18 protein-coding genes are annotated in these 21,454 nt (G+C 65.6%); 13 read left to right on the top strand and 5 right to left on the bottom strand.

Features of this window, described 5'->3' with window-relative positions; genetic code table 11:
• Positions 1 to 7 precede the first annotated feature (7 nt).
• Both P8T11_RS19260 and P8T11_RS19255 read right to left on the bottom strand, forming a co-directional pair.
• Positions 8 to 778 (bottom strand): FHA domain-containing protein, encoded by a 771-nt coding sequence (locus P8T11_RS19260; RefSeq protein ID WP_268080497.1) that lies wholly within the window; start codon positions 776 to 778, stop codon positions 8 to 10.
• A 27-nt stretch (positions 779 to 805) separates the two neighbouring features.
• Positions 806 to 1,177: a TssQ family T6SS-associated lipoprotein gene (locus P8T11_RS19255; protein ID WP_268080498.1), complete on the bottom strand. Its 372-nt coding sequence runs from the start codon at positions 1,175 to 1,177 to the stop codon at positions 806 to 808.
• A gap of 182 nt (positions 1,178 to 1,359) precedes the next feature.
• Here P8T11_RS19255 and tssJ point away from each other — a divergent pair, with 182 nt between their 5' ends.
• Genes tssJ through P8T11_RS19225 form a run of 6 tightly spaced genes read left to right on the top strand, consistent with a single transcriptional unit; the run spans position 1,360 to position 10,211 of the window.
• Positions 1,360 to 1,866, top strand: coding sequence for a type VI secretion system lipoprotein TssJ (gene tssJ, locus P8T11_RS19250; RefSeq protein ID WP_268080499.1), 507 nt, complete (start codon positions 1,360 to 1,362; stop codon positions 1,864 to 1,866).
• A gap of 49 nt (positions 1,867 to 1,915) precedes the next feature.
• On the top strand, positions 1,916 to 3,250 hold the full coding sequence (tssK, locus tag P8T11_RS19245; RefSeq protein ID WP_268080500.1) for a type VI secretion system baseplate subunit TssK: 1,335 nt from the start codon (positions 1,916 to 1,918) through the stop codon (positions 3,248 to 3,250).
• Positions 3,251 to 3,285: 35 nt separating this feature from the next.
• Positions 3,286 to 4,551: a DotU family type VI secretion system protein gene (locus P8T11_RS19240; protein WP_268080501.1), complete on the top strand. Its 1,266-nt coding sequence runs from the start codon at positions 3,286 to 3,288 to the stop codon at positions 4,549 to 4,551.
• Complete coding sequence (gene tssM / locus P8T11_RS19235) at positions 4,548 to 8,174, top strand: type VI secretion system membrane subunit TssM (RefSeq protein WP_268080502.1); 3,627 nt, start codon at positions 4,548 to 4,550, stop codon at positions 8,172 to 8,174. The genes P8T11_RS19240 and tssM overlap by 4 nt, the downstream gene beginning before the upstream one ends.
• Before the next feature lie 13 nt (positions 8,175 to 8,187).
• Positions 8,188 to 8,904, top strand: a complete 717-nt coding sequence (gene tagF / locus P8T11_RS19230; RefSeq protein ID WP_268080503.1) for a type VI secretion system-associated protein TagF — start codon at positions 8,188 to 8,190, stop codon at positions 8,902 to 8,904.
• 26 nt (positions 8,905 to 8,930) lie between these two features.
• On the top strand, positions 8,931 to 10,211 hold the full coding sequence (locus P8T11_RS19225; protein WP_268080504.1) for a hypothetical protein: 1,281 nt from the start codon (positions 8,931 to 8,933) through the stop codon (positions 10,209 to 10,211).
• A 122-nt stretch (positions 10,212 to 10,333) separates the two neighbouring features.
• Here P8T11_RS19225 and lysA read toward each other — a convergent pair whose 3' ends face one another.
• Both lysA and lptM read right to left on the bottom strand, forming a co-directional pair.
• Positions 10,334 to 11,626 carry a diaminopimelate decarboxylase gene (lysA, locus tag P8T11_RS19220; RefSeq protein WP_268080505.1) on the bottom strand — a complete coding sequence of 431 codons (1,293 nt, stop codon included), beginning with the start codon at positions 11,624 to 11,626 and terminating at the stop codon, positions 10,334 to 10,336.
• Positions 11,623 to 11,775 (bottom strand): LPS translocon maturation chaperone LptM, encoded by a 153-nt coding sequence (gene lptM / locus P8T11_RS19215; protein WP_278072146.1) that lies wholly within the window; start codon positions 11,773 to 11,775, stop codon positions 11,623 to 11,625. The genes lysA and lptM overlap by 4 nt, the downstream gene beginning before the upstream one ends.
• A gap of 55 nt (positions 11,776 to 11,830) precedes the next feature.
• Between lptM and cyaY the strand changes: the two genes are divergently transcribed.
• Positions 11,831 to 12,160 (top strand): iron donor protein CyaY, encoded by a 330-nt coding sequence (gene cyaY / locus P8T11_RS19210; RefSeq protein ID WP_105555742.1) that lies wholly within the window; start codon positions 11,831 to 11,833, stop codon positions 12,158 to 12,160.
• 150 nt (positions 12,161 to 12,310) lie between these two features.
• Here cyaY and P8T11_RS19205 read toward each other — a convergent pair whose 3' ends face one another.
• Entirely contained in the window at positions 12,311 to 12,991 is a 681-nt protein-coding gene (locus P8T11_RS19205; protein WP_259251149.1) for a GntR family transcriptional regulator, read from the bottom strand.
• A 319-nt stretch (positions 12,992 to 13,310) separates the two neighbouring features.
• Here P8T11_RS19205 and hydA point away from each other — a divergent pair, with 319 nt between their 5' ends.
• The 6 genes from hydA (at position 13,311) to P8T11_RS19175 (ending at position 21,426) form a co-directional block, all read left to right on the top strand.
• Positions 13,311 to 14,759 (top strand): dihydropyrimidinase, encoded by a 1,449-nt coding sequence (gene hydA, locus P8T11_RS19200; RefSeq protein ID WP_268080506.1) that lies wholly within the window; start codon positions 13,311 to 13,313, stop codon positions 14,757 to 14,759.
• 41 nt (positions 14,760 to 14,800) lie between these two features.
• Positions 14,801 to 16,243, top strand: coding sequence for an amidohydrolase family protein (locus tag P8T11_RS19195; RefSeq protein ID WP_268080507.1), 1,443 nt, complete (start codon positions 14,801 to 14,803; stop codon positions 16,241 to 16,243).
• 69 nt (positions 16,244 to 16,312) lie between these two features.
• Positions 16,313 to 17,917, top strand: coding sequence for an ABC transporter substrate-binding protein (locus tag P8T11_RS19190; protein ID WP_268080508.1), 1,605 nt, complete (start codon positions 16,313 to 16,315; stop codon positions 17,915 to 17,917).
• Between the two features lie 6 nt (positions 17,918 to 17,923).
• On the top strand, positions 17,924 to 18,865 hold the full coding sequence (locus P8T11_RS19185; RefSeq protein ID WP_268080509.1) for an ABC transporter permease: 942 nt from the start codon (positions 17,924 to 17,926) through the stop codon (positions 18,863 to 18,865).
• Positions 18,866 to 18,875: 10 nt separating this feature from the next.
• Positions 18,876 to 19,772 carry an ABC transporter permease gene (locus tag P8T11_RS19180; protein WP_268080510.1) on the top strand — a complete coding sequence of 299 codons (897 nt, stop codon included), beginning with the start codon at positions 18,876 to 18,878 and terminating at the stop codon, positions 19,770 to 19,772.
• Between the two features lies 1 nt (position 19,773).
• Positions 19,774 to 21,426 (top strand): ABC transporter ATP-binding protein, encoded by a 1,653-nt coding sequence (locus P8T11_RS19175; protein WP_268080511.1) that lies wholly within the window; start codon positions 19,774 to 19,776, stop codon positions 21,424 to 21,426.
• Positions 21,427 to 21,454: the final 28 nt, after the last annotated feature.

Here is a 21,454-nt window from a genome sequence, read left to right as displayed (position 1 = left end):
TGTCGTGCTAGCGGCTCTTGTCGTCGGGCGCTTTCTTCACGGGCGCGGGGCGCATGAAGCCGCCGATTTCGCGCAGATGGTCGGCGGCGGCGCGTCCGTCCGTGGCCTCGCGCGGCCCGCGCAAGGCGTCGTCCACGGGGTGGGTCCGATGTTCGGCCAAAGGATCGTGGACCGGCAGGGTGGACGGTGTGCCGTCGGCGAAGACACTGGGCGAGCCGTCATTCGGAGCGTCGAACAGCGCCAGGGGATCGGTGACCGGGCGCGACACCGTGGCGTCGCCGCGTGGCAGATGGCGCAGGGGGTCGTCGGGGTTGCGCGCGGCAGCGGAATCCAGGTCGAACGGGTGGGTGGATACGTCCGGCACGCTGCCCACCGGCAAGGTGCCGGGGCCGATCAGGTCGCTGAAGATGTCTTCGGTGTGCGTGGGGGGCAGGGGGGCGGGTTCGGGATCGGCTGTCGCTGTGACGGCTTCCGCCCGCAAGCGGTAGCCGCCGATTTCAAGCTCATCGCCCGGATTCAACGGCACTTCCTGGTCGCGCGCGACAGGCTGCCCGTTGACGTTGACCGCGCTCATGCTGCTCAGGTTCATCAGGAAGCCCGTGGCGCCCGCGTCATGGATGCGGATGGCCGCCTGCACGCGGCAGATCTCGCGCGTGGCATCGGGCAGGGCCAGATGATTCTCGGCGCTGCGGCCCACCGTGCCGCCGGGCGCCGTGAACTCGGCGTGGATGGGTTCAAAAGCCGGATCGCCGGCATGTTGGAACACGGTGACCTTCATGCCTATCTCCTTGGCGCCAGCGGCGCGTCAACGGGTCTGGGCTGCCTTGACCGACTTGAATACCGGACCCCATTGAGGATGCCCCGCTTCATTGGGTGCGAGATCGAACGAGGGCTGCAATTGCAGGATGCGGGTGAAGCTGTCTTCGCAGAGCTGCTGGTAGCCGATGACGCAGTAACTGAAGGCTTGAAGCTTCAAGGCCTCGACCCGAATGGGCGTGGGCGCGGTGGCCAGGACATCGGACGTGGCCACGGTGCGGGCCACGTCGCCAAAGCGGCTGGCGGCGTATTCGTCGCGAACCTCTTGCAAGGCATCGGTGGCTTGCGGGGACGGCGAGGAACTACAGGCCGCAAGCACCGCAAAAATGGCAATCAGACTGAGACGGACGGGCTGTTTCATGGCACGGGCGTGTCGATTCACGAAGAAAGTGGCTTGGATATTCCGCCGATGATAGCGGCCCGGCGCCCAGGGGTTGCGTCGTGGCGTAACAGACGTGTGTGTTTTATTTCCGAGGGTTTATGAACGCATTCTTTTACCGGACAAGCGGGACAGGAGGCCGCGGCGCGAGCCGTTGGCGGCGCATGGCGGCATGCCTGGCGGCGGGCGCGCTGCTTGCCGGGTGCTCGTCAACCGCCAAGCGCGTGCCGGCGCCGTACGCCATCGAACTGCGTGCCGACCCGAAGGTGAACGCCAACGCCAGTGGCAGGCCCTCGCCGGTGCAGGTGACCATCTATGAACTGAAATCGGCAAGCACCTTCCAAGCCAGCGACTTCTTCACCTTGCAGGCCGATGCGCGTGTGGCGCTGGGCGCCGAGTTGCTCAACACCGAGCAGGTGATCTTGCGGCCGGGCGAGGCAAAGGTGCTGCATTACCCCGGCAACCCGGACGCGCGCGTGGTGGGCGTGGTGGCGGCGTATCGAAATCTTGAGCAAAGCAAATGGCGGTTGCTGGTGTCGCTGCCTGAAGCGCAGAACACGAATATCTACAAGGTCTGGCAGTTTTCGCCGAATGAGGAGACGGTGAAAGTGGCGGTCACGCGCGCGGGCCTGGAAGAGGTGGACCGCAGCCGTTCATGGTGGCCGTTTTAGAAGCAGACACTAGAAGCAGACACCCAAACGAGAACAAGAGAACCTGAGCATGGTGAGCAGAGACAAAGTGATCTGGTCGGAGGGTATGTTCCTGCGACCCCAGCATTTCCAGCAGCTTGAGCGCCATGTGCTGCATGCGGCGCAGCAGCGTGCGGCGGCGACGCAAGGCTTCTTCTGGGGGTTTTCCCATCTATCCCTGGACCGCGATGCATTGGCAATCGGCAAACTGGTGTTGACCGAGGCCGCGGGCGTCATGCCCGACGGCACGCCGTTCGACTTCTCTGACCCCGCCGCCGCACCCGCCGCGCTGGAGGTGCCGTTGCAGGTGCGCGATGCCCGTGTTGTCTTGGCGATTCCGCGCGCGCGTCCCGGCGCCACCGACGTCATCTACGAGGGCGAAGAGGACAGCTTGGCACGCTATCTGGTGCATGAGGCTGATGTGGAAGACACCGGCTCTATGGGGTTGGAACCCGCCCTGTTGCAACTGGGCCGCCTGCGGCTGCGGCTGATGCTCGAAGACGAGCTGACCGACGATTGGCTAAGCCTGGGGGTGGCGCGGGTAGTGGAACGCCGGCAGGACAACCGCGTGGTGTTGGACGACGGTTACGTGGCGCCGTGGCTGGCGGCGGGCGAGCATCCCGTGCTGCGCGGGTGGGTCAACGAGCTCTACGGCCTGCTGGGCGCGCGCAGCGAGGCGTTAGCCGAGCGGCTGTCGCAGCCTGGGCGTGGCGGCGTATCCGAGGTGTCCGACTTCATGCTGCTGGAAACCGTCAACCGTTACGTCGGCGCGCTGTGGCATGCGCGCCAGAGCGCCGCCCTGCATCCCGAGCGGCTGTTTCACGACTGGCTGATGCTGGCCTGCGATCTATCCACGTTCACGTCCACGACGCGGCGTCCCGAAGTGTTGCCCGAGTACGTGCATGACGATCTTCAAGCCAGCTTCGCACCGCTGATGCACGAGCTGCGCCGTTCGTTGTCGGCCGTGCTTGAGCAGCGGGCGTTGCAGATTCCCTTGCAAGACCGGGGCCAGGGCGTGCGGGTGGCGCAGATTACGGACCCCGAATTGCTGCAAACCGCAGGCTTCGTGCTGGCGGTGCACGCGGACATGGGCACCGATACCGTGCGCGCGCGCTTTCCCGCGCAGGTCAAGATCGGCCCGGTTGAACGTATCCGGGACCTGGTGCACCTGCAGCTGCCCGGCGTGGCGGTGCGCGCGCTGCCGGTGGCGCCGCGCCAGATTCCCTACAGCGCGGGGCACGTGTATTTCGAACTAGATAAAAGCGGCGAGTTCTGGAAGCAGCTGGAGCGCACCGGCGCGCTTGCGCTGCATCTGGCCGGCGACTTTCCCGGGCTGACGATGGAGTTCTGGGCGTTGCGGGATTGAACGCGGAGACAGCTATGCATGCATCGGACCACACAATGTCCGCACCGCCGGGTGGCTTGGGCGACAGCCCTGGCCAAGCTTCCAGCCGGTTGCGGCCTCACGACTATGTCATCAGCGGCGCCAACCCGCTGGTGGCGGCGGCCAACCCCTTGCTGGACCTGATTCCACAGATTCGCGCCACGGCGGCGCATCCGTCGCCCGCGATGCTGCGCGAACACCTGCTGGACGAGGTTCGCCAGTTTGAGCTGCGTGCGCAGCAGGCGGGCGTTTCGAACGAAACCATCCTGGGCGCGCGCTACTGCCTGTGCACGGCGTTGGACGAGGCCGCCGCGTTGACGCCGTGGGGCGGGGGCGGCGTATGGTCGGCGCATAGCTTGCTGGTGACCTTCCACAACGAGACCTGGGGCGGTGAAAAATTCTTCCAACTGCTGGCCAAGCTGTCGCAGAATCCGGCGCAACATCTGGACTTGCTGGAGCTGCTGTACTACTGCCTGCTGCTGGGCTTTGAAGGCCGCTACCGCGTGATGGACAACGGCCGCTCGCAACTGGAAACGCTGCGGCAGCGCTTGCTGCGCATTCTGCGCGGAGCACGCGGCGAGTACGCGCTGGCCTTGTCGCCGCATTGGCGCGACGAGCCCGCGCAGACGCCGTTGCGCCGCTTGCCCGTGCCGCTGTGGGTCTTTGGCGCGCTGGCCGCCGTGCTGGCGCTGGCCTTGTACTGGGGCTTGGGCTGGCGGCTGGGCAGCCAGTCGGACGGTGTATTCGCAGCCGTCAGCCAACTGAAGCCACCCGTTGTGCAGATTGCGCCGGCGGTGGTGAAGCGGCCCGCGCCCACGCCGCGACTGGCGGTGTTCCTGGCGCCCGAGATCCGCGACCAGTTGGTCAGCGTGCGCGACGAAGTGGACCGCAGCGTGGTGGTGCTGCGCGGAGACGGCGTGTTCGAATCTGGCGCGAGTTCGGTTCGCGATCAGTATTTGCCGGTGTTGTCGCGCGTGGCGGACGCGCTGCGCGAGACGCAGGGCAACATTCTGGTGCGGGGGTACACCGACAACATTCCGATGCGCAGCGCGCGCTTTCCATCCAACTGGCACCTGTCGCAAGCGCGCGCCGATGCCGTCAAGGACATGCTGGAACAACGCCTGGGGCAATCGGCGCGCGTGCGGGCGGAAGGGCGTGGAGACGCCGACCCCGTCGCGCCCAACGACACGGCGGCTGGCCGTGCGTTGAACCGCCGCGTCGAGATCACGGTGCTGGTGCCCCCCGCCGGGCATGAGGGCGACGCACAAGGAGGCCAGGAATGATCTATCGCTTGTTCGGATGGTTCTTCAGCCGGCGCGTCTGGAATTTCCTGGGGCTGGTGGCGCTGGCGCTGCTGATCTGGATCGCGGGGCCGCTCATTGCGGTGGGCACCGTGCGGCCGCTGGAAAGCGAGGCAGTGCGCATCATCGTCATCGTGGCGATGTTCGCGATATGGCTGCTGCGTTGGTTGTGGCGCAAGTGGCGCGAAGGACGCTTGAACGCGCAATTGCTGGGCCAACTGCGGCCTCGGCCGCGCGCCGAAAAGACGGTGGAGGACGTTGCCGAGAACGACGAGATCCGCCAGTTGGAAGCGCGTTTTGACGAAGCCGTCGAGCTGCTGCGCAAGACGCGCTTCGAGAATCGCGGCAAGCGCCGTCCGCTGGATCGGTTCTCGAAGCAGTATCTGTATCAACTGCCCTGGTACGTGATCATCGGCGCGCCGGGGGCGGGCAAGACCACGGCGCTGGTGAATTCGGGCTTGAACTTCCCCTTGGCCGAGCGCTACGGGAAAGTGGCCTTGCGCGGCGTGGGTGGCACGCGCAATTGCGACTGGTGGTTCACCGACGATGCCGTATTGCTGGACACGGCGGGGCGCTACACCACGCACGAAAGCGACCCCACCGGCGACGAGGAAGAGTGGCGCGGCTTTCTTCGCCTGCTGACCAAGTACCGAGGCCGACAGCCGATCAACGGCGCCATGTTGACGGTCAGTGTGGAAGACTTGCTGTCGGCATCCGATGCGCAACGCGCACAGCACGCGGCGGTGTTGCGGCGTCGCTTGCAGGAACTGCGCGAGCAACTGGGCATCGCGTTTCCGGTGTACGTGCTGGTGACGAAGACGGATCTGTTGTCCGGCTTTGAAGAGTACTTTGCGTCGTTCAGCCGCGACGAGCTGGCGCAGGTGTGGGGCTTTACCTTGCCCTATGCGCGCACGCAGGAGCCCGACTTCGATCTATACGCAGCCTTCCACGCCGAGTATGCGCTGCTGCAACGGCGCTTGGACGATGCGCTGCCGGAAGTGGTGGCCGCCGAGGAAGACCCGTCGCGGCGCGCGCTGGCCTATATGCTGCCGCAGCAGTTTGCCGGGCTGCAAAACATCCTGGGGCACTTCCTGAGCGATGTGTTCGCGACGTCGAAGTTCGAAGCCCGCGTCATCCCGCGTGGCGTGTACTTCACCAGCGGCACGCAGGGTGGCGAGACCTTCGATCAGGTGACCGGGCATCTGAAGCGCTACCTGCGCATCGATGGCGCGGCCTCGCCCGCGCCCAGCGTGCCGGGCGAAGGGGAGGGTCGCAGCTACTTCTTGAAGAACCTGCTGCGCGACGTCATCTTTCGCGAAGCTGGGCTGGCGGGTCGCAACCTGCGCTGGGAACGTCGTTATCGGCAACTGCATTGGGCGGGCTATGGCGTCGTCACGGCGATGTTCGTGGCGCTGATCGCGGGCTGGGCGCTGAGCTACCGCAATAATTCGGGATACGTGGATGAAGTGGCGCGCCGCGTACCGGCCGTGGAGAAGCTGACGCGCGACATCAAGATCACGCGCACCGGCGACGTGCTGGGGCTGATGCCATTTCTGGACAGCATCTGGTATCTGCCGCGTCACGAGAACTTTGAGATTGACCAGCCGCCGCTCGCTTACCGCTTCGGGCTGTATCAGGGCTTCAAGCTGCAAGCCGCCGCGCAGGGGGTGTACGACAACACGCTGGACCAGGTGCTGTTGCCGCAAGTGGCGCGGCGCGTCGAGGCCGCGCTGCGGGATGCGTCGGCCAGCGACCTGGAGTATTCCTACGAAGCGTTGCGCGCCTATCTGATGCTTTACGAGGCCGACCGCTATGACGCGGAGTTCATGCATGCGTGGCTGTTGTCGGACATGCAATCGACCCTGCCGGACGGCTACACGCGCCGCCAGTACGAGCAGTTGTCGCTGCACTTGCGCAACCTGACGCAGGGCCACGTGCTGGCTTCGCCCTTCCCGAAGGATGAGGCTTTGGTGGCGCAGGCGCGTGAGAAGCTGGCGCGCTACACGCTGGCGCAACGCGCCTACAGCCGCTTGCGCCGGACGCTGGCCAATACCGATATCGCCCCGGAAAACACGGTGGTGACCTTGGGCGGTGCGCAGGCCAGCGCTGTGTTCGTGCGCAAGAGCGGCAAGCCGCTAAGCCAGGGCATCCCGCCGCTGTACAGCTATCGCGGCTATTGGGATGTGTTCAACAAGCGCGTGTCCAGCGTGGCTGAGGTGCTGCGGTCGGACGATGCGTGGATCTTGAACATTCCCGCGCCGGGCGTGCTGGATCAGGCCGCGCAACGCCAGTTGGTGGCGGGCATCAAGCGCCTGTACATGAATGATTATGTGGCGCAGTGGGATGGCTATCTGAATGACTTGCAGCTGGCGCCCAGCAAGTCCTTGCTGCAGAACATCCAGATGGCGCGTACCTTGTCGGCGCCGGAGTCGCCGCTGGTGCAACTGGTGCGCGGCGTCGCGCGCGAAACGTCCTTGCTGCGCGACTCGGCCAAGGACGACCGATCGCTGGTGGACCAAGCACGCGACCGTGTCAGCAGCACGCGCGAGGCGCTGGAGCAGATGTTCGGGCCGACGGGGCCGGGCGCTGCCGCGCGCGCGGATGCGTCGGATGACAAGCTGGAGCGCATCGTGGACCAGCATTTCGAGCCCTATCGTCGGCTGGCGCAGGGCGAAGGCGGCGCGGGCGGCGCCGCGCCACCCATCGCCGCCACCACGGGCCTGATCAATGAGCTCTACACCTATCTGACGGCGGCGGACGCGGCGTTGCGCAGCGGCAGCCCCACTCCCAGTTCGGATTCGGTGACCAAGCTGCGTGCCGAAGCCGGACGCTTGCCCGGACCCTTGCGCGATGTGCTCAATGCCTTGTCGGTGAACGCGTCGGGCGAGGTGTCCGATGTGGCCCGCGCGCGCATGGGCGAGACCGTTTCCGCCACCATCGGCGTGTTCTGCGGCCAGTCGGTGGCGGGACGCTATCCGTTTTCCAGCCGCTCCACGCGCGACGTGGCGCCCAACGACATGGCGCGGTTGTTCGCGCCCAACGGGCTGATGGACGACTTCTTTCAGAAGAACCTGGCGACGCAGATCGACGTGTCCGGGCCACGCTGGCGTTTCAAGCCCGGGGTCGATGGCCGGTCGGGCGGCAGCTCGGCCACGCTGGATGCGTTCCAGCGAGCGGGCGTCATCCGCGATGTGTACTTCATGGCGGGCAACCCCTTGCCGTCGTATCGCGTGGCGATCCGGCCGGTGGAGATGGACGCAAGCATCACGCAGTTCGTGATGGACGTGGACGGCCAGTCGGTGCGTTACGCGCATGGCCCGCAGGTGGCGACCACGGTGCAATGGCCGGGGCCCCGGGGCAGCAATCAGGTGCGTATCGAGTTGACCCCGCAGGTTGGCGCGGCGGGCATGACGACGTCGGGCCCGTGGGCGCTGAACCGGATGCTGGACCGCGCCCAGTTGCGGCGCGGCGCGTCGCCGGAAATCACCTTGGCCACCTTCGATCTGGGCGGGCGCAAGGTGGTGCTGGAGATCACCGCCAGCAGCGTCAAAAGCCCTTTTCATCTAGCCGAGATGCAGGCTTTTGCCTGCCCCGGCGCGTCGTGACCAGGACATAGACATGGACCTAGGAGTGGAGAGCGGACAGGTAGGGTGGTACGGCAAGATCCCGGCGGCGGGCGACTTCGTACACCGGCGTTTGCCGCGCGAACTGATCGCGTGGTGGGATCACTGGTTGCAGTTTGGGCTGGTGGCGTTGAAGCACGCGCCGGACGCCGCGGCGGCGCGCAGCTTTGCGTCCGCCCCGATCTGGAATTTCGCGATTCCCGCCGGGCCCGGCGCGGGCGTGGCGCAACTGGGCTGCATCACGCCAAGCCGCGACCGCGTGGGGCGCGGCTACCCCTTGTGCGTGGTCGTGGCGCTGCCGCCCGCGCAATATCACAGCAGCATGCTGGACGGCGCCAGTGACTACTACCGTCAAGTGGGCGCCAGCATGCTGGCGGCCGTGCGCCACGGCTGCGCGCCGGAACAGTTTGACCGCAGCCTGCAGCAGGTTCGCATGCCTGCCGCGGCGTCTAGCCCTGCCGCGCCGCGAGCGGGCAACGACATCATGGACATCTTGCGCGCGGGGCTTGAACAGGAATCAGCGCCCTTGGCGCGGCGCGCCTTGAATGCGTGGCCCGACCTGCCTTTCTGCTTCAACCCCAGTTCGCACACCAGCTATTGGTGGACCAACCAGGCGGATGGCGCGGCCTTGCAAACCTATGTGCACGGCGGTGCGCTGAACGCTACCTTGTTCGCCAGGCTGTTCTCGTCGCTGCCGACGTGGCGGCCATGAGCCTGATAGACCCTGGAGGAACGCGCATGACTACTGCTTCCATCATGCCGCCCGATGCAGGCATCCCGGTCCCGCCGGGCGACTCGCGCCTGGATGCGCTGATCCGCTTGCCGCCGGGCCGCAAGCGCCAGGACGAGGTCACGCGCATCATCGCCGAGCTGGCCGAGTCGCTGGCACCGCTGCATGCGGCAGGCCGGGTGCATGGCGGTATTTATCCTGCTGCGCTCGTCTTCGCAGGCACCAAAGACGGGGTCGCCTCAGACGGGGTCGCCTTGGACAGGACCGTCCCAGACGCATCGAGCCAGGCCATGCTGGCCACGCCACCGGTGCAACCGGTGCCAGATGCCGAGGATGCGCCCCGGCATGCCGGCTACGCGGCATTCGAGCAATACACAGATGACCCTGCGTATCCCTGTGGCCCGTGGACCGATGTGTATGGCCTGGCGGCGCTGGCCTACTTCCTGGCCACGGGCAGCACGCCGCCCAGCGCGCTGGCGCGTCGCGTGCGGGATGACTACCGGCCTATGGAGGAGTGGGGCGCGAACGGATACGGCAAGGCGTTTTGCGACGCGGTGGACAGCGGTTTGGCGATGCCGGCGCACGCGCGGCCACAGACGTTGGCGGCGTTCGCGGCAGCGATGGGGGCGTTGCCGCTGCGGGAGCCAACGGTCGTGCCTGTCGTCCCGCCGAAGATAGCCCTGCCAGACGAAGAGGAGCCGGTGCTTCCCGTAGCCGATACGGTGGCGCAGACGCCGCCGGAATATGCGCCTCGCCGCCGCCCGCGTGCCTTGCCATGGATACTGGCGTGCTTGTTGCTGCTGGCCGCGGGCGGGTATGCCTGGATGCAGACGGCGCCGCCACCCGTCCAACTGGCCAGCACGCAGCAGGCTCCGGCGCAGACGCCAGAAGCATCGGCACCCGCTTTTGCACCGACCCCGGCGCCGCAGCCTCCTGATGCCGCGCCCGCCGCGCCCGCTGCGGCGCCCGATGCCGCGGTCGAGGCTTCCGGCAGCGTACCCGCGTCCGCCACGACGGCGCCGCCCACCACAGCATCCGAAACCCCACCTGATGCAGCACCCAAGGCACCACCCAAGGCCGCGCCTGTCGCAGTGCGCGTGGCCGTGCGTCCGTGGGGAGAAGTGCTGGTTAACGGCCGTTCACGTGGCGTGAGTCCGCCCTTGCGAGAGTTGTCTCTGACGCCGGGGCGCTACCAGGTGACGGTGCGCAACGCGTCGGCGGGCGAGCACCGCATGACATTGACTGTTGCGGCGGGCAAGCCCGCCGCGATCTCGCACGAGTTCAAGTAGTGAAAGCGGGACAGCAGCCACAAGCAAGTCACGAGCCGATTCGGAGTGGTCAGCAGCAGGGCAACAGCAGGGCAACAGCGGCGCAACAGCCGGCCAGACGCGTGACGCAAGCGGGCGCGGGCTCAGGGTAGCGTGGATTCGCCCTTGAGCAGATCGTCCAGCGTCTCGCGCTGGCGCACAACATGGTAATGGTCGCCATCCACCATGACTTCGGCAGCGCGGGCGCGCGTGTTGTAGTTGCTGGCCATTGCCATGCTGTAAGCGCCCGCGGATTCCACCGCCAGCACATCGCCCTGCTGGATCGCCAGCTTGCGCTGCCTGGCCAGCCAGTCGGCGCTTTCGCACACCGGGCCCACGACGTCGTATTCCACTTGATCGCCAGCGCGCGGGCGCAACGGGTGCACGCCGTGATAGGCCTCGTAGAGCGCTGGGCGCAGCAGGTCGTTCATGGCGGCGTCGACAATCGCGAAGTTGCGCGCTTCAGCGTGCTTCAGGTATTGCACGGTGGTCAGCAGCACGCCCGCGTTGCCGACGAGCGAACGGCCCGGCTCCAGCACCAGGTGCAGATGCCCCTGGCCGCGCGCGTTCAAGCGTTCAAACACGCGGTCCAGCAGCGCCTTGGGCGACGGGGGCGTCTCGTCCGTGTAGCGGATGCCCAGGCCGCCGCCCAAGTCCAGATGGGCGATGCGGATGCCGTCCTGATCCAACGCGTCGATCAGGTCCAGCAACTTTTCCAGCGCATCGAAATAGGGACTGATGTCGGTCAGTTGCGAGCCGATATGGCAATCAACGCCAACGATTTCCAGGCCCGGCAAGTTTCGCGCGACGCGATAGACGTCCAACGCCGATTCGATGGCGATGCCGAACTTGTTTTCTTTCAGGCCGGTGGAGATATAGGGGTGCGTCTGCGCGTCCACGTCGGGGTTCACGCGCAGCGATACCGGAGCGCGTACGCCCAATGCTTCGGCCACGTCGGACAGGCGGTGCAGCTCGGCTTCGGACTCCACGTTGAAGCACTTCACCTTGGCCGCCAGCGCGTCGCGCATTTCCCAGGCTTGCTTGCCCACGCCGGAAAACACGATCTTGGACGGGTCGGCGCCGACCGCCAGCGTGCGCTTGAGTTCTCCGCCCGAAACGATGTCAAAGCCCGCGCCCAGCCGCACGAATTCCTTCAACACCGCCAGATTGGAATTGGCCTTCATGCCGTAGCAGACCAGCACGGGACGTTGCCCGATGGCGCTATGGTAAGTTTCCCAGGCGGCCTTGAGGGCCGCGCGGGAATAGACGTACAGCGGGGTGCCTAGCCCATGCGCCAGGTGGTCCAGCGGCACATCCTCGGCGTACAGTACGTTATTGCGGTACTGAAAGTAGGGATGGCCGGCTAACGGTGGCGGCAAGGGAAAGGCGGATGTCATGGGAGCGGCGGAGGCGGCGGAATTTGTGGCGCCGGCTGCGAACTCGACGGCGGCTTGCCGTCAGGCGTCGGCATATATAAAGGCCCCTTGTACCCGCAAGCCGCCACCATGCCGGAGGCCACAAGCGTGGCTACAATGCGAAGAGCCATGCGGCTGAATGCCAATTGGAACACTGGGAACTCCGTAATTCTTGCAGGCTCGATTATGACCGAAACCGAATTTCTTGCGTTGATCGACCAGGTGCTGGACAGCATCGAAAGCCAGGCCGATGACTGGGCGGCTTCGCTCGACGTCGATGTGGAAGCCAGCCGCAGCGGCAATGTCTTGACCATGGTCTTTGAAGATAACACCCACGTCGTCGTGAACAGCCAGGCTGCCATGCAGGAGCTCTGGGTGGCGGCGCGCAGCGGCGGCTTCCACTACCGCTACGACGGCCAGCACTGGAACGATACCCGAGGCGGCCCGCAACTGCCCGACGCCTTGTCGCAGATCTGTTCGGCCGCGGCCGGCGTCCCCGTGACGCTGAAACTGTAAGGTTGGCGTAGTCGGCAGGTAGAAAGGCCGACATCATTGGCCGGCATTCATTGGCCGGCATTCAGGCTGCATGTTTCAGGCTACATATAAGCCCCAGGTTTCGCGACCTGGGGCTTATTGTTTTTTTCGCCGGGCGTATGTGGGCGGAGGTCAGAACTTGAAGACTTCTTCCAGATCCACGGATTCTTCCACCGATTCCAGCTTCACGCTTTGTTCGATGTGCTCCAGGTGATGCAGCGTCAGTTCCTCGGCGCGTTGGGCGTCACGGGCCGCGATGGCTTCGGTGATGAGTTCGTGTTCGTCGTCGCGGCAACTGGTGGCGGTGGGCAGGTTGTACAGGAAGATGACGAGACAGGTCAGCGTGGACAGTTCGCGCATGGTGCGCGCCAGTTCGCCGTTGCCCGCCAGTTCGCTCAGCAGAATATGGAATTCCCCGGCCAGCCGGATGATGGCGCGCTTGTCGTCGCGCTTGCGGGCATCGTGTTCCAGGACGACGTGCTCGCGCAGGCGCGCCAGCTTTTCGGGGGTGAGGTTCTGCGTCAGGCGCCGCACCACGGCGGGCTCGATCAGCCTGCGGGCCTCGAAGACGTCCCGCGCTTTTTCGATGGACGGCTTGGCCACATAGGCGCCGCGCTGGGGGAACAGTTCGACGATCTGTTCATGGGCCAGGCGCGCAAGGACTTCGCGGATGCGCGGTCGGCTGACTTCGAAGATTTCGGCCAGGCGCTCTTCGACCAGCTTGGTGCCGGGTTTGAGGCGGTTGTCCAGGATGGCGCGGTAGATGCGCTCGTAGATGCCGGTGACCGAAGTTTCGCGTTTGTCTGATGCCATGGGCTCGTTCTTGGTTTGCGCGTGAGATGCCAGGGCGGGATCGCCGCCGTGGGTAATGAGCGGTGCCTTGCCGCTTGTAGGGCTCATGTTGTTAGCAACATGACGGATGAACGTGAAGATACCCGATCAGCCGCCGCTGTTGGAGACGCAGCGCGGTGCGCAGTCAAAAATAATGTTAACAATTTTAGATTGAAATGTATATTTCAGGGTTATCACTAGCGTAATCATTCTTGTATTCGGCCTAGAATCCGCTCACAGCATGCTCATCCGGCCGCGCTTTTCGCGGCGCGGAAAGGGCGGATAAGACGGGCTGACGCATATGACGAAGCAAGGTTTTGACCTGGTGCTGCGTGACGCGGTGCTGGCGACCGCCGGTGATACCTGTCGCGCGGATCTGGGGATTTCGGACGGCCGCATCGTGCAGATCGGGCATGGTCTGGCGCCGGGCCTGTGCGAAATCGACGTGGCTGGGCGGGTGGTGACGCCGGGCGGCATCGACGCCCATTGCCACCTGGACCAACCGATGGCGCCGCCCGTGAAGTTGGCGGACGACTTCTTCACCGGCACGCGCTCGGCCGCCTGCGGTGGCACCACCACCGTGATCCCGTTCGCGGCGCAGCGCAAGGGCGGCACCGTGCAGGCCGCCATTGACGACTACCACCAGCGCGCCGACGGCCGCGCGTGCGTGGACTATGCCTTCCACCTGATCCTGACCGACCCCACGCCCGCCGCGCTGGCCGAGGAACTGCCGCGCCTGATCAAGGCTGGCTACACCTCGTTCAAGCTGTACATGACCTACGACGCGCTCAAGCTGTCCGACGGCCAGATCCTGGACGTGCTGGACGTGGCGCGCACGCATGGTGGCATGGCGATGATTCATGCCGAGAACTCGGACTGCATCGCCTGGCTGACGCGCCGCCTGGAAGCCTCGGGCCGCACCGCGCCGCGTTTTCATGCGGTGTCGCGGCCGACCTTGGTGGAGCGCGAGGGCGCACATCGCGCGATTGCACTGTCCGAACTCATCGACGTGCCGATCCTGCTGGTGCATATCTCGGGCGGCGAAGCGGTTGCGCAGATCCGCGAGGCGCGCGCCAAGGGCCTGAATGTCTATGCCGAAACCTGCCCGCAATACATTTTGCTGACCGCCGCCGACCTGGGCATGGATGACAGCTATGTCGGCGCGCGCTGCGTATGCAGCCCCCCGCCACGCGACAAATCCAGCCAGGAGGATATCTGGCAGGGGCTGGCGGACGGCTTGTTCACGGTGTTTTCGTCGGACCACTCGCCCTTCAACCTGACGGGCGACGACGGCAAGACGCCCGGCGGCAAAGAGGTGGCGTTCCGCCATATTCCGAACGGCATTCCCGGCATTGAAACGCGCATGCCGCTGCTGTATTCGGAAGGTGTGCTGGGCGGGCGCATCAGCCTGAATCGCTTTGTGGAGCTGACCGCGACCCAGCCGGCGCGCGCCTACGGTCTGTACCCGCAAAAGGGCACGTTGGCCATCGGCAGCGATGCCGACCTGGTGATCTGGGAAGAGCGCGAATTCACGCTGACCAACGAACACCTGCACCACGCAGTGGACTACACGCCGTATGCGGGCATGACGCTGCGAGCCTGGCCCGCGATGACCCTGTTGCGTGGGCAGGTCGTGTGGGACGGCGAGCGCTTTGTCGGCGCGCCGGGCCAAGGAAAGTTTTTGCCGCGCGGGCTGCCCAGCCTGGCGCCACCCAGCGCCCGCAAGGGCGCGCGGCCCGCCTGGCGCTAGCGCGCTACACGGTTATTCGGGATTATTCGGAGGATATTGCGTTGAAAACTACCTTGATCAAGAACGCCGACGTTGTGGTTGCCTGGGACGAGGCACGCCAGCGGCATGTTTATATGAAGAACGCCGACGTGGCGTTCGCAAACGGGCGCATTACGCACGTGGGGCCGGGCGCGCAGGCGGTGGCGCCCGACGCAGAGATCGTCAGTGGCAGCGGCATGATGGTGATGCCGGGCCTGGTCGACATCCATAGCCATCTGGTGCACGAGCCCATCAACAAGGGCTACACGGACGAGACCGGGTCGGCGGGCCTGTACAACTCGAACCTGTACGAGTACATGCCCACGATGGAAGGCGACGACGAGGCCGCGCCCGCGCAGTTGACGCTGGCCGCCGCCGAGCTACTAATGTCTGGCGTGACGACGGTGGTGGATATGTCGGTGGCGCACGAGCAATGGATCGACATCATGGTGCAGAGCGGCTTGCGGGCTTATATCGCGCCCATGTTCCGCTCGGCGCGCTGGTACACGCGCAACGGCCATGTTGTGGAATACGACTGGAACGAGAAGGCCGGCGAGGCGGGCATGGAGCGCGCGCTGGCGCTGATCGACAAGGCCGAGGCGCATGCATGCGGCCGGCTGACGGGCATGCTGGTGCCGGCGCAGATCGACACCTGCACGCCGGAACTGCTGAAGGCCAGCCACCAGGAGGCGAAGCGCCGTGGCATCGGCTGGCAGACGCATGCCGCGCAGTCGCTGCCGGAATTTCACGAGATCACGCGTCGCCATGGCCTGACGCCGGTTCAGTGGCTGCACAGCCTGGGCGTGCTGGACCCCGGCAGCATCGTGGGCCACGGCATCTTCGTGGACGACCATCCGAACACGCACTGGGGCACGGCGACCGACCTGTCCATTCTGTCTGAAACAGGCGCCAGCGTGGCTCACTGTCCCACGGTTTTCATGCGCCGGGGCATGGCGCTGCGCGACTTCGGGCGCTATCGCCGCGCGGGTATCAACCTGGGCATCGGCACGGACACGTATCCGCACAACATGATCGAGGAAATGCGCCACGTGGGCTATCTGGCTCGCCTGATGGCGCAAACGCCGCGCGCCGTCACCACGGGTGAAGTGTTCCATGCCGCGACCGTCGGCGGCGCGAAGGCGCTGGGCCGCGACGACCTGGGCCGCGTCGCGGTGGGCGCGCGCGCCGACCTCGTGATGGTGGACATGACCCATCACTTGATGCGCCCGTCGCGCGACCCGGTGCGCAGTCTTGTCTACGCCGCCGCGGACCGCGCCGTGCACACCGTGTACGTCGACGGCCATCGTGTGGTGCATGAGGGGCAGGTGCATTCGCTGGATTACCGCAAGGCAGCCGAGCAGGTGGATGAGGCCCAGCGCCGCGCCGAGGCCTTGGTGCCTTCGCGTGACCTGGTGGCCGGCCGCAGCGCCGAACAGATGTCACCGCTGTCGTTTGACATCGTCTGATCCGATCGCAACTCCATCCGAAGGGCCGGCACAGGCCCCGTTCATCCATAAAAACTTCAAGGGAATGACATGGCTTATCTGAATACTGAAACGCTTGAAACCCGCTACGGCCTGGGCCGTGTCGGCGCGGCGCTGGCTTGTGCCGCCGCCATGGCCTGGGCGCCCGCGCAGGCGGAAACGCTGACCGTGGTGATGGCCAGCAAGCTGACGGTGCTGGACCCCGTGCTGACGGCATCGCACCAGACGCGCAATCACGCCTACATGATTTACGACACGCTGCTGGCGACGGACGCGAACAACAAGGTCCAGCCGCAGATGGCGGACAAGTGGGAGATCTCGCCGGACGGCAAGACCTACACGTTCACGCTGCGCGACGGCCTGAAATGGCATGACGGCGCGCCGGTGAAAGCCGAGGATTGCGTGGCGTCGATCCAGCGCTGGGCGCAGTCGGACAAGACCGGCCGTCAACTGATGCCGCTGGTCACGTCGATGGACGTCGTCGACGACAAGACCTTCAAGATCGTGCTGAAGGAACCGGCGGACGTGTTGTCGGCGTTGGGCAAGCCCAGCGGCCTGCCCAGCTTCATGATGCCCAAGCGCGTGGCGCAGACGCCAGTGGCGCAGGCCATCACCGACTACACGGGGTCGGGGCCTTTCAAGTTCGTGCAAAAGGAATTTCAGCCGGGCGTGAAAACGGTCTACGAAAAGAACACTGACTACGTGCCGCGCAAGGAAGCGCCCAGCTGGACGGCAGGCGGCAAGGTGGTGAACGTGGACCGCGTGGAATGGGTGGCCATGGCCGACCCGATGACGACGGTGAATGCCTTGCTGGGCGGCGAGGTCGATTACATCGAGACCGTGCCGTTCGATCTGGTGCCGATGGTGAAGAGTTCGCCGGACCTGACGTTGCGGGTGCTGGACAAGATGGGCTACCAGCCCATGTACCGCTTCAACCAGCTCAACGCGCCCTTCGACAACAAGCTGGTGCGCCAGGCGGCCATGTACGCGGTCGGCCAGGACGACATCCTGAAGGCGCAGGTAGGCGACCCGGAATACTTCAAGACCTGCGGCGCGGTGTTCGGTTGCGGCCTGCCGTATTCCAGCGATACGCGCGCCGATATGATCGTGCCGTCCAACATCGACAAGGCCAAGGCGCTGCTGAAGGAAGCCAAGTATGACGGCACGCCCGTGGTGATCCTGCATGCCACCGACATCGCCATGGCCTCCGCCATTCCCGTGGTGATGGCGCAGCAGTTGCGCCAGGCGGGCTTCAACGTGCAACTGCAAGCCATGGACTTCATGACCATGTTGTCGCGCCGCGCCAACCGCGACGTGCCGGCCAAGGGCGGCTGGAGCATTTTCGTGACCACGTGGCACGTCAGCGAAATCATGGATCCGCTGCGCAACTATGGCGTGTCGGCCAACGGCGAGAAGGCCTGGTTCGGCTGGCCGACCGTGCCGAAGGTGGAAGCGCTGCGCGACCAGTTCCTGGTGGCGGCGACGGAACCGGAACGCAAGCAGATCGCCGAACAGTTGCAGGACGTGATGCTGGATGAAGGCGTGGCCATCACGCTGGGCCAGATCGAGACGGCCGCGGCCTACAGCAAGAAGCTGTCGGGCGTGCTGGAGTCACCCGCGCCGGTGTTCTGGAACATCAAGAAAGCCAGCCGGTAAGCCAGCATGTTCAGCTACCTACTCAGACGCATCCTGGCCACGGTTCCCGTGGTGCTGACGGTGGCCGTGCTGGTGTTCTGCCTGCTGCGGCTGACGCCGGGGGATCCGGCGCTGATGCTGGCGGGCGATGCGGCCACCGAGACGCAACTGGCGCAGATCCGCGAGCACATGGGGCTGGACCGGTCGCTGGCCACCCAGTTCTTCCTGTGGAGCGGGCAGGTGCTGCGGGGTGATCTGGGCGTGTCGCTGCATTCGGGCACGCCCGTCACCGCGATGATCAGCAGCCGCGTGGGGCCGTCGCTGGCCCTCGCGCTGTCGACCATCCTGCTGTCCACGCTGATCGCGGTGCCGCTGGGCGTGTTCGCGGCCTGGCGGCGCGGCACCCGCGCGGACCGGGCGGTGATGGCGTTTTCGGTGCTGGGCTTTTCGGTGCCCATCTTCGTCACCGGCTATGCCCTGATTCTGCTGTTCGCCATGAAGTTGGGCTGGCTGCCGGTGCAGGGCTACAAGTCGCCGTCGGCGGGCCTCTGGGCCTTCGGCATGCACTTGCTGCTGCCCACCCTTGCGCTCAGCACGGGCTTTGTCGCCCTGATTGCGCGCATCGCGCGCAGCAGCGTGCTGGAAGTGATGGGTGAAGACTTCATCCGCACCGCGCGCGCCAAGGGCATTACCGAACGCGCCGTGATGATGGCGCACGCGTTGCGCACCGCGGCCGTTCCCATCATCACCGTGATCGGCGTCAGCATCGCGCTGCTGATCAGCGGGGTGGTCGTCACGGAGTCGGTGTTCAACCTGCCTGGCCTGGGCCGGCTGGTGGTCGAGTCCGTGCTGGCCCGGGATTATCCGCTGATCCAGGGGCTGATCCTGCTGTTCTCGCTGGTCTACATCGGCGTGAACCTGACCATCGACGTCCTGTACTCGGTGTTCGATCCGCGCATCCGTTATTGAAGGAACCCGCATGTCTACTTCCATACACTCGATAGCGGGTGGGGCCAGCCTCGCGCCCGCCATCCGCAAACGGCCCAGGTCGGCGCTGGTTCGCACGCTGTCCACATGGCCGGTCATGGCTGCGCTGGTGATGCTTGCGATCATCGTGCTGGCCGCCATCTCGGCCAACCTGCTGGGCCTGGCCGATCCCATGGCCATCAATCCCATGCAGCGTTTGAAGGGCTTTTCCGCCGAGCACTGGTTCGGCACCGACGCCTACGGCCGCGACGTGTTGTCGCGCGTGGTCCACGGCGCGCGCATTTCGCTGATGATCGGGGCGGGCACCGCCGTCGCCGCGCTGATACCCGGACTGCTGCTGGGCGTGATCGCCGGCTACTTTCGCGCGGCGGACATGGTCATCATGCGCGTCATGGACGGCATCATGTCCGTGCCCAGCATCCTGCTGGCCATCGCGCTGGTTGCCGTGACCGGCGCCAGCATGCTGACGGTGCTGATCGCCATTGCCGTGCCCGAGTTTCCGCGCGTGGTGCGCCTGGTGCGTGGGCTGATCCTGAGCCTGCGCGACGAGCCCTATGTGGAAGCCGCCATCTCGCTGGGCACGCCCACGCACGTGTTGATGATGCGCCATCTGGTGCCCAACACCGTGGCGCCGCTGATCGTGCAGGGCACTTTCATCTTCGCGTCCGCCATGCTGTCCGAGGCGGTCATGAGCTTTCTGGGCGTGGGCATGCCGCCCGAATTCCCGTCCTGGGGCAACGTCATCGCCGAGGGGCGCATGTACTTCCAGATCAAGCCTGGGCTGATCCTGCTGCCAGGTCTTTTCCTGGCGCTGACCGTGCTTAGCGTGAACATGCTGGGCGACGCCATGCGTGACGCCCTTGATCCCAAGATGGCGCGGAGGGTCTGACATGAACGATTCCACAATGCCCGTCCTGCAAGTACAGAATCTGTCGGTGGAGTTGGTGGGGGCGCCGGAGGATGCGCCGCGCTACGTGGTCGAAGGCATCAGCTTCGACATACACGCCGGTGAAACCTTGTGCGTGGTCGGGGAATCCGGATCGGGCAAGTCCGTCACGTCGTTTTCGGTGATGGGCCTGCTGGCGCCAGACGCGCTGCGGCCCAGCGCGGGCCGCATCCTGCTTGACGGCGAAGACGTGCTGGCGTGCACGCCGGAGCGCCTGCGGGAACTGCGCGCCACCCGCATGTCCATGGTTTTCCAGGAACCCATGACGGCGCTCAATCCGGTGCGCACGGTGGGCTGGCAGATCGACGAGGTGCTGCGTACCCACAGCGGCCTGGACGCGGCCGCCCGCAAGCGCAAGATCCTGGACATGCTGGAGTCGGTGCGGCTGCCGGATGTGGAGCGCATCTACCAATCCTATCCGCACCAGTTGTCTGGCGGACAGCGCCAGCGCATCGTCATCTGCATGGCGCTGATCCTGAATCCCAAGCTGCTCATCGCCGACGAGCCCACCACCGCGTTGGACGTGACGACCCAGAAGCAGATCCTGGCGTTGATCCTGGAGCTGCAGAAGTCGCACAACACCGCGGTGCTGTTCATCACGCATGACTTTGGCGTGGTGGCGGAGATTGCCGACCGCATCGCCGTGATGAACCGAGGAAGATTGGTAGAGGTGGGCACCCGCGACGAGATCCTGGCGCGCCCGAAAGAGGCCTACACCCGTATGCTGGTGTCGTCGGTGCCGGGCCTGGCGCCGGCCGCGCGGCAGGCGCCCGAAGGCGAACCCGTGCTGGTCGTGCAGGGTCTGCACAAGACCTATAACGAGCGCGGCTTCTTCAAGGCGAAGCGGTCGGTGCACGCCGTGCGCGATGTCAGCTTCACGCTGCGCAAGAAGGAAATCGTCGGCATCGTGGGTGAGTCGGGCTCGGGCAAGTCCACCCTGGCGAGGTGCATCGCGCGCCTGATCGATCCCAGTTCAGGCAGCGTGCGCCTGGACGGCACCGAGATCGCCACGGCCAGCAAACGGGAATTTTATCCCGTGCGCAAACGCATCCAAGTGGTGTTCCAGGACCCCTACCGGTCGCTGAATGCGCGCATCCGCGTGGGCGATTCGATCGTCGAGGGGATGCGCAATTTCGGCGTGCCGCAAGACGAAGCCCGGGCGCGAGCCATCGAGCTGCTGGATATCGTCGGGCTGGGGGCGGACACCATGGACCGCTATCCGCATCAGTTTTCCGGCGGGCAGCGCCAGCGCATCTGCATCGCGCGGGCGCTTGCCCTGCGGCCCGACATCCTGATCGCCGACGAGGCGGTTTCCGCGCTGGACGTGTCGGTACAGGCGCAGGTGCTGGAACTGCTTGAGGACATCCGCGCCCGCACTGATACGGCGGTGCTGTTCATCACGCACGACCTGCGGGTCGCGGCGCAGATCTGCAATTCCATCGTTGTGATGAAATCCGGGCAGATCGTCGAGGCGGGGGAGGCAGCCGCGGTGCTGACTCGGCCGCGGGATGGCTACACGCGCCAGTTGCTGGAGGCCGCGCCGGGCAGGCAGTGGGATTTCAAGCGTTTCAGGCCGGCCGAAGCGGTGTTGCAGTAAGACGCTGGAAGCTGTCAGCAGTAAAAAG

This window comes from Achromobacter spanius, assembly GCF_029637605.1.
In the GTDB taxonomy this organism is placed as follows: domain Bacteria; phylum Pseudomonadota; class Gammaproteobacteria; order Burkholderiales; family Burkholderiaceae_B; genus Achromobacter; species Achromobacter spanius_E.
This window is presented reverse-complemented; position numbering and strand designations above follow the sequence as displayed.

Excerpts from the sequence above, each read along its gene's own strand:
- P8T11_RS19260 (WP_268080497.1), bottom strand. The coding sequence starts at position 778 with ATGAAGGTCACCGTGTTCCAACATGCCGGCGATCCGGCTTTTGAACCC.
- P8T11_RS19255 (WP_268080498.1), bottom strand. The coding sequence starts at position 1,177 with ATGAAACAGCCCGTCCGTCTCAGTCTGATTGCCATTTTTGCGGTGCTT.
- tssJ (WP_268080499.1), top strand. The coding sequence starts at position 1,360 with ATGGCGGCATGCCTGGCGGCGGGCGCGCTGCTTGCCGGGTGCTCGTCA.
- tssK (WP_268080500.1), top strand. The coding sequence starts at position 1,916 with ATGGTGAGCAGAGACAAAGTGATCTGGTCGGAGGGTATGTTCCTGCGA.
- P8T11_RS19240 (WP_268080501.1), top strand. The coding sequence starts at position 3,286 with ATGTCCGCACCGCCGGGTGGCTTGGGCGACAGCCCTGGCCAAGCTTCC.
- tssM (WP_268080502.1), top strand. The coding sequence starts at position 4,548 with ATGATCTATCGCTTGTTCGGATGGTTCTTCAGCCGGCGCGTCTGGAAT.
- tagF (WP_268080503.1), top strand. The coding sequence starts at position 8,188 with ATGGACCTAGGAGTGGAGAGCGGACAGGTAGGGTGGTACGGCAAGATC.
- P8T11_RS19225 (WP_268080504.1), top strand. The coding sequence starts at position 8,931 with ATGACTACTGCTTCCATCATGCCGCCCGATGCAGGCATCCCGGTCCCG.
- lysA (WP_268080505.1), bottom strand. The coding sequence starts at position 11,626 with ATGACATCCGCCTTTCCCTTGCCGCCACCGTTAGCCGGCCATCCCTAC.
- lptM (WP_278072146.1), bottom strand. The coding sequence starts at position 11,775 with ATGGCTCTTCGCATTGTAGCCACGCTTGTGGCCTCCGGCATGGTGGCG.
- cyaY (WP_105555742.1), top strand. The coding sequence starts at position 11,831 with ATGACCGAAACCGAATTTCTTGCGTTGATCGACCAGGTGCTGGACAGC.
- P8T11_RS19205 (WP_259251149.1), bottom strand. The coding sequence starts at position 12,991 with ATGGCATCAGACAAACGCGAAACTTCGGTCACCGGCATCTACGAGCGC.
- hydA (WP_268080506.1), top strand. The coding sequence starts at position 13,311 with ATGACGAAGCAAGGTTTTGACCTGGTGCTGCGTGACGCGGTGCTGGCG.
- P8T11_RS19190 (WP_268080508.1), top strand. The coding sequence starts at position 16,313 with ATGGCTTATCTGAATACTGAAACGCTTGAAACCCGCTACGGCCTGGGC.
- P8T11_RS19185 (WP_268080509.1), top strand. The coding sequence starts at position 17,924 with ATGTTCAGCTACCTACTCAGACGCATCCTGGCCACGGTTCCCGTGGTG.
- P8T11_RS19180 (WP_268080510.1), top strand. The coding sequence starts at position 18,876 with ATGTCTACTTCCATACACTCGATAGCGGGTGGGGCCAGCCTCGCGCCC.
- P8T11_RS19175 (WP_268080511.1), top strand. The coding sequence starts at position 19,774 with ATGAACGATTCCACAATGCCCGTCCTGCAAGTACAGAATCTGTCGGTG.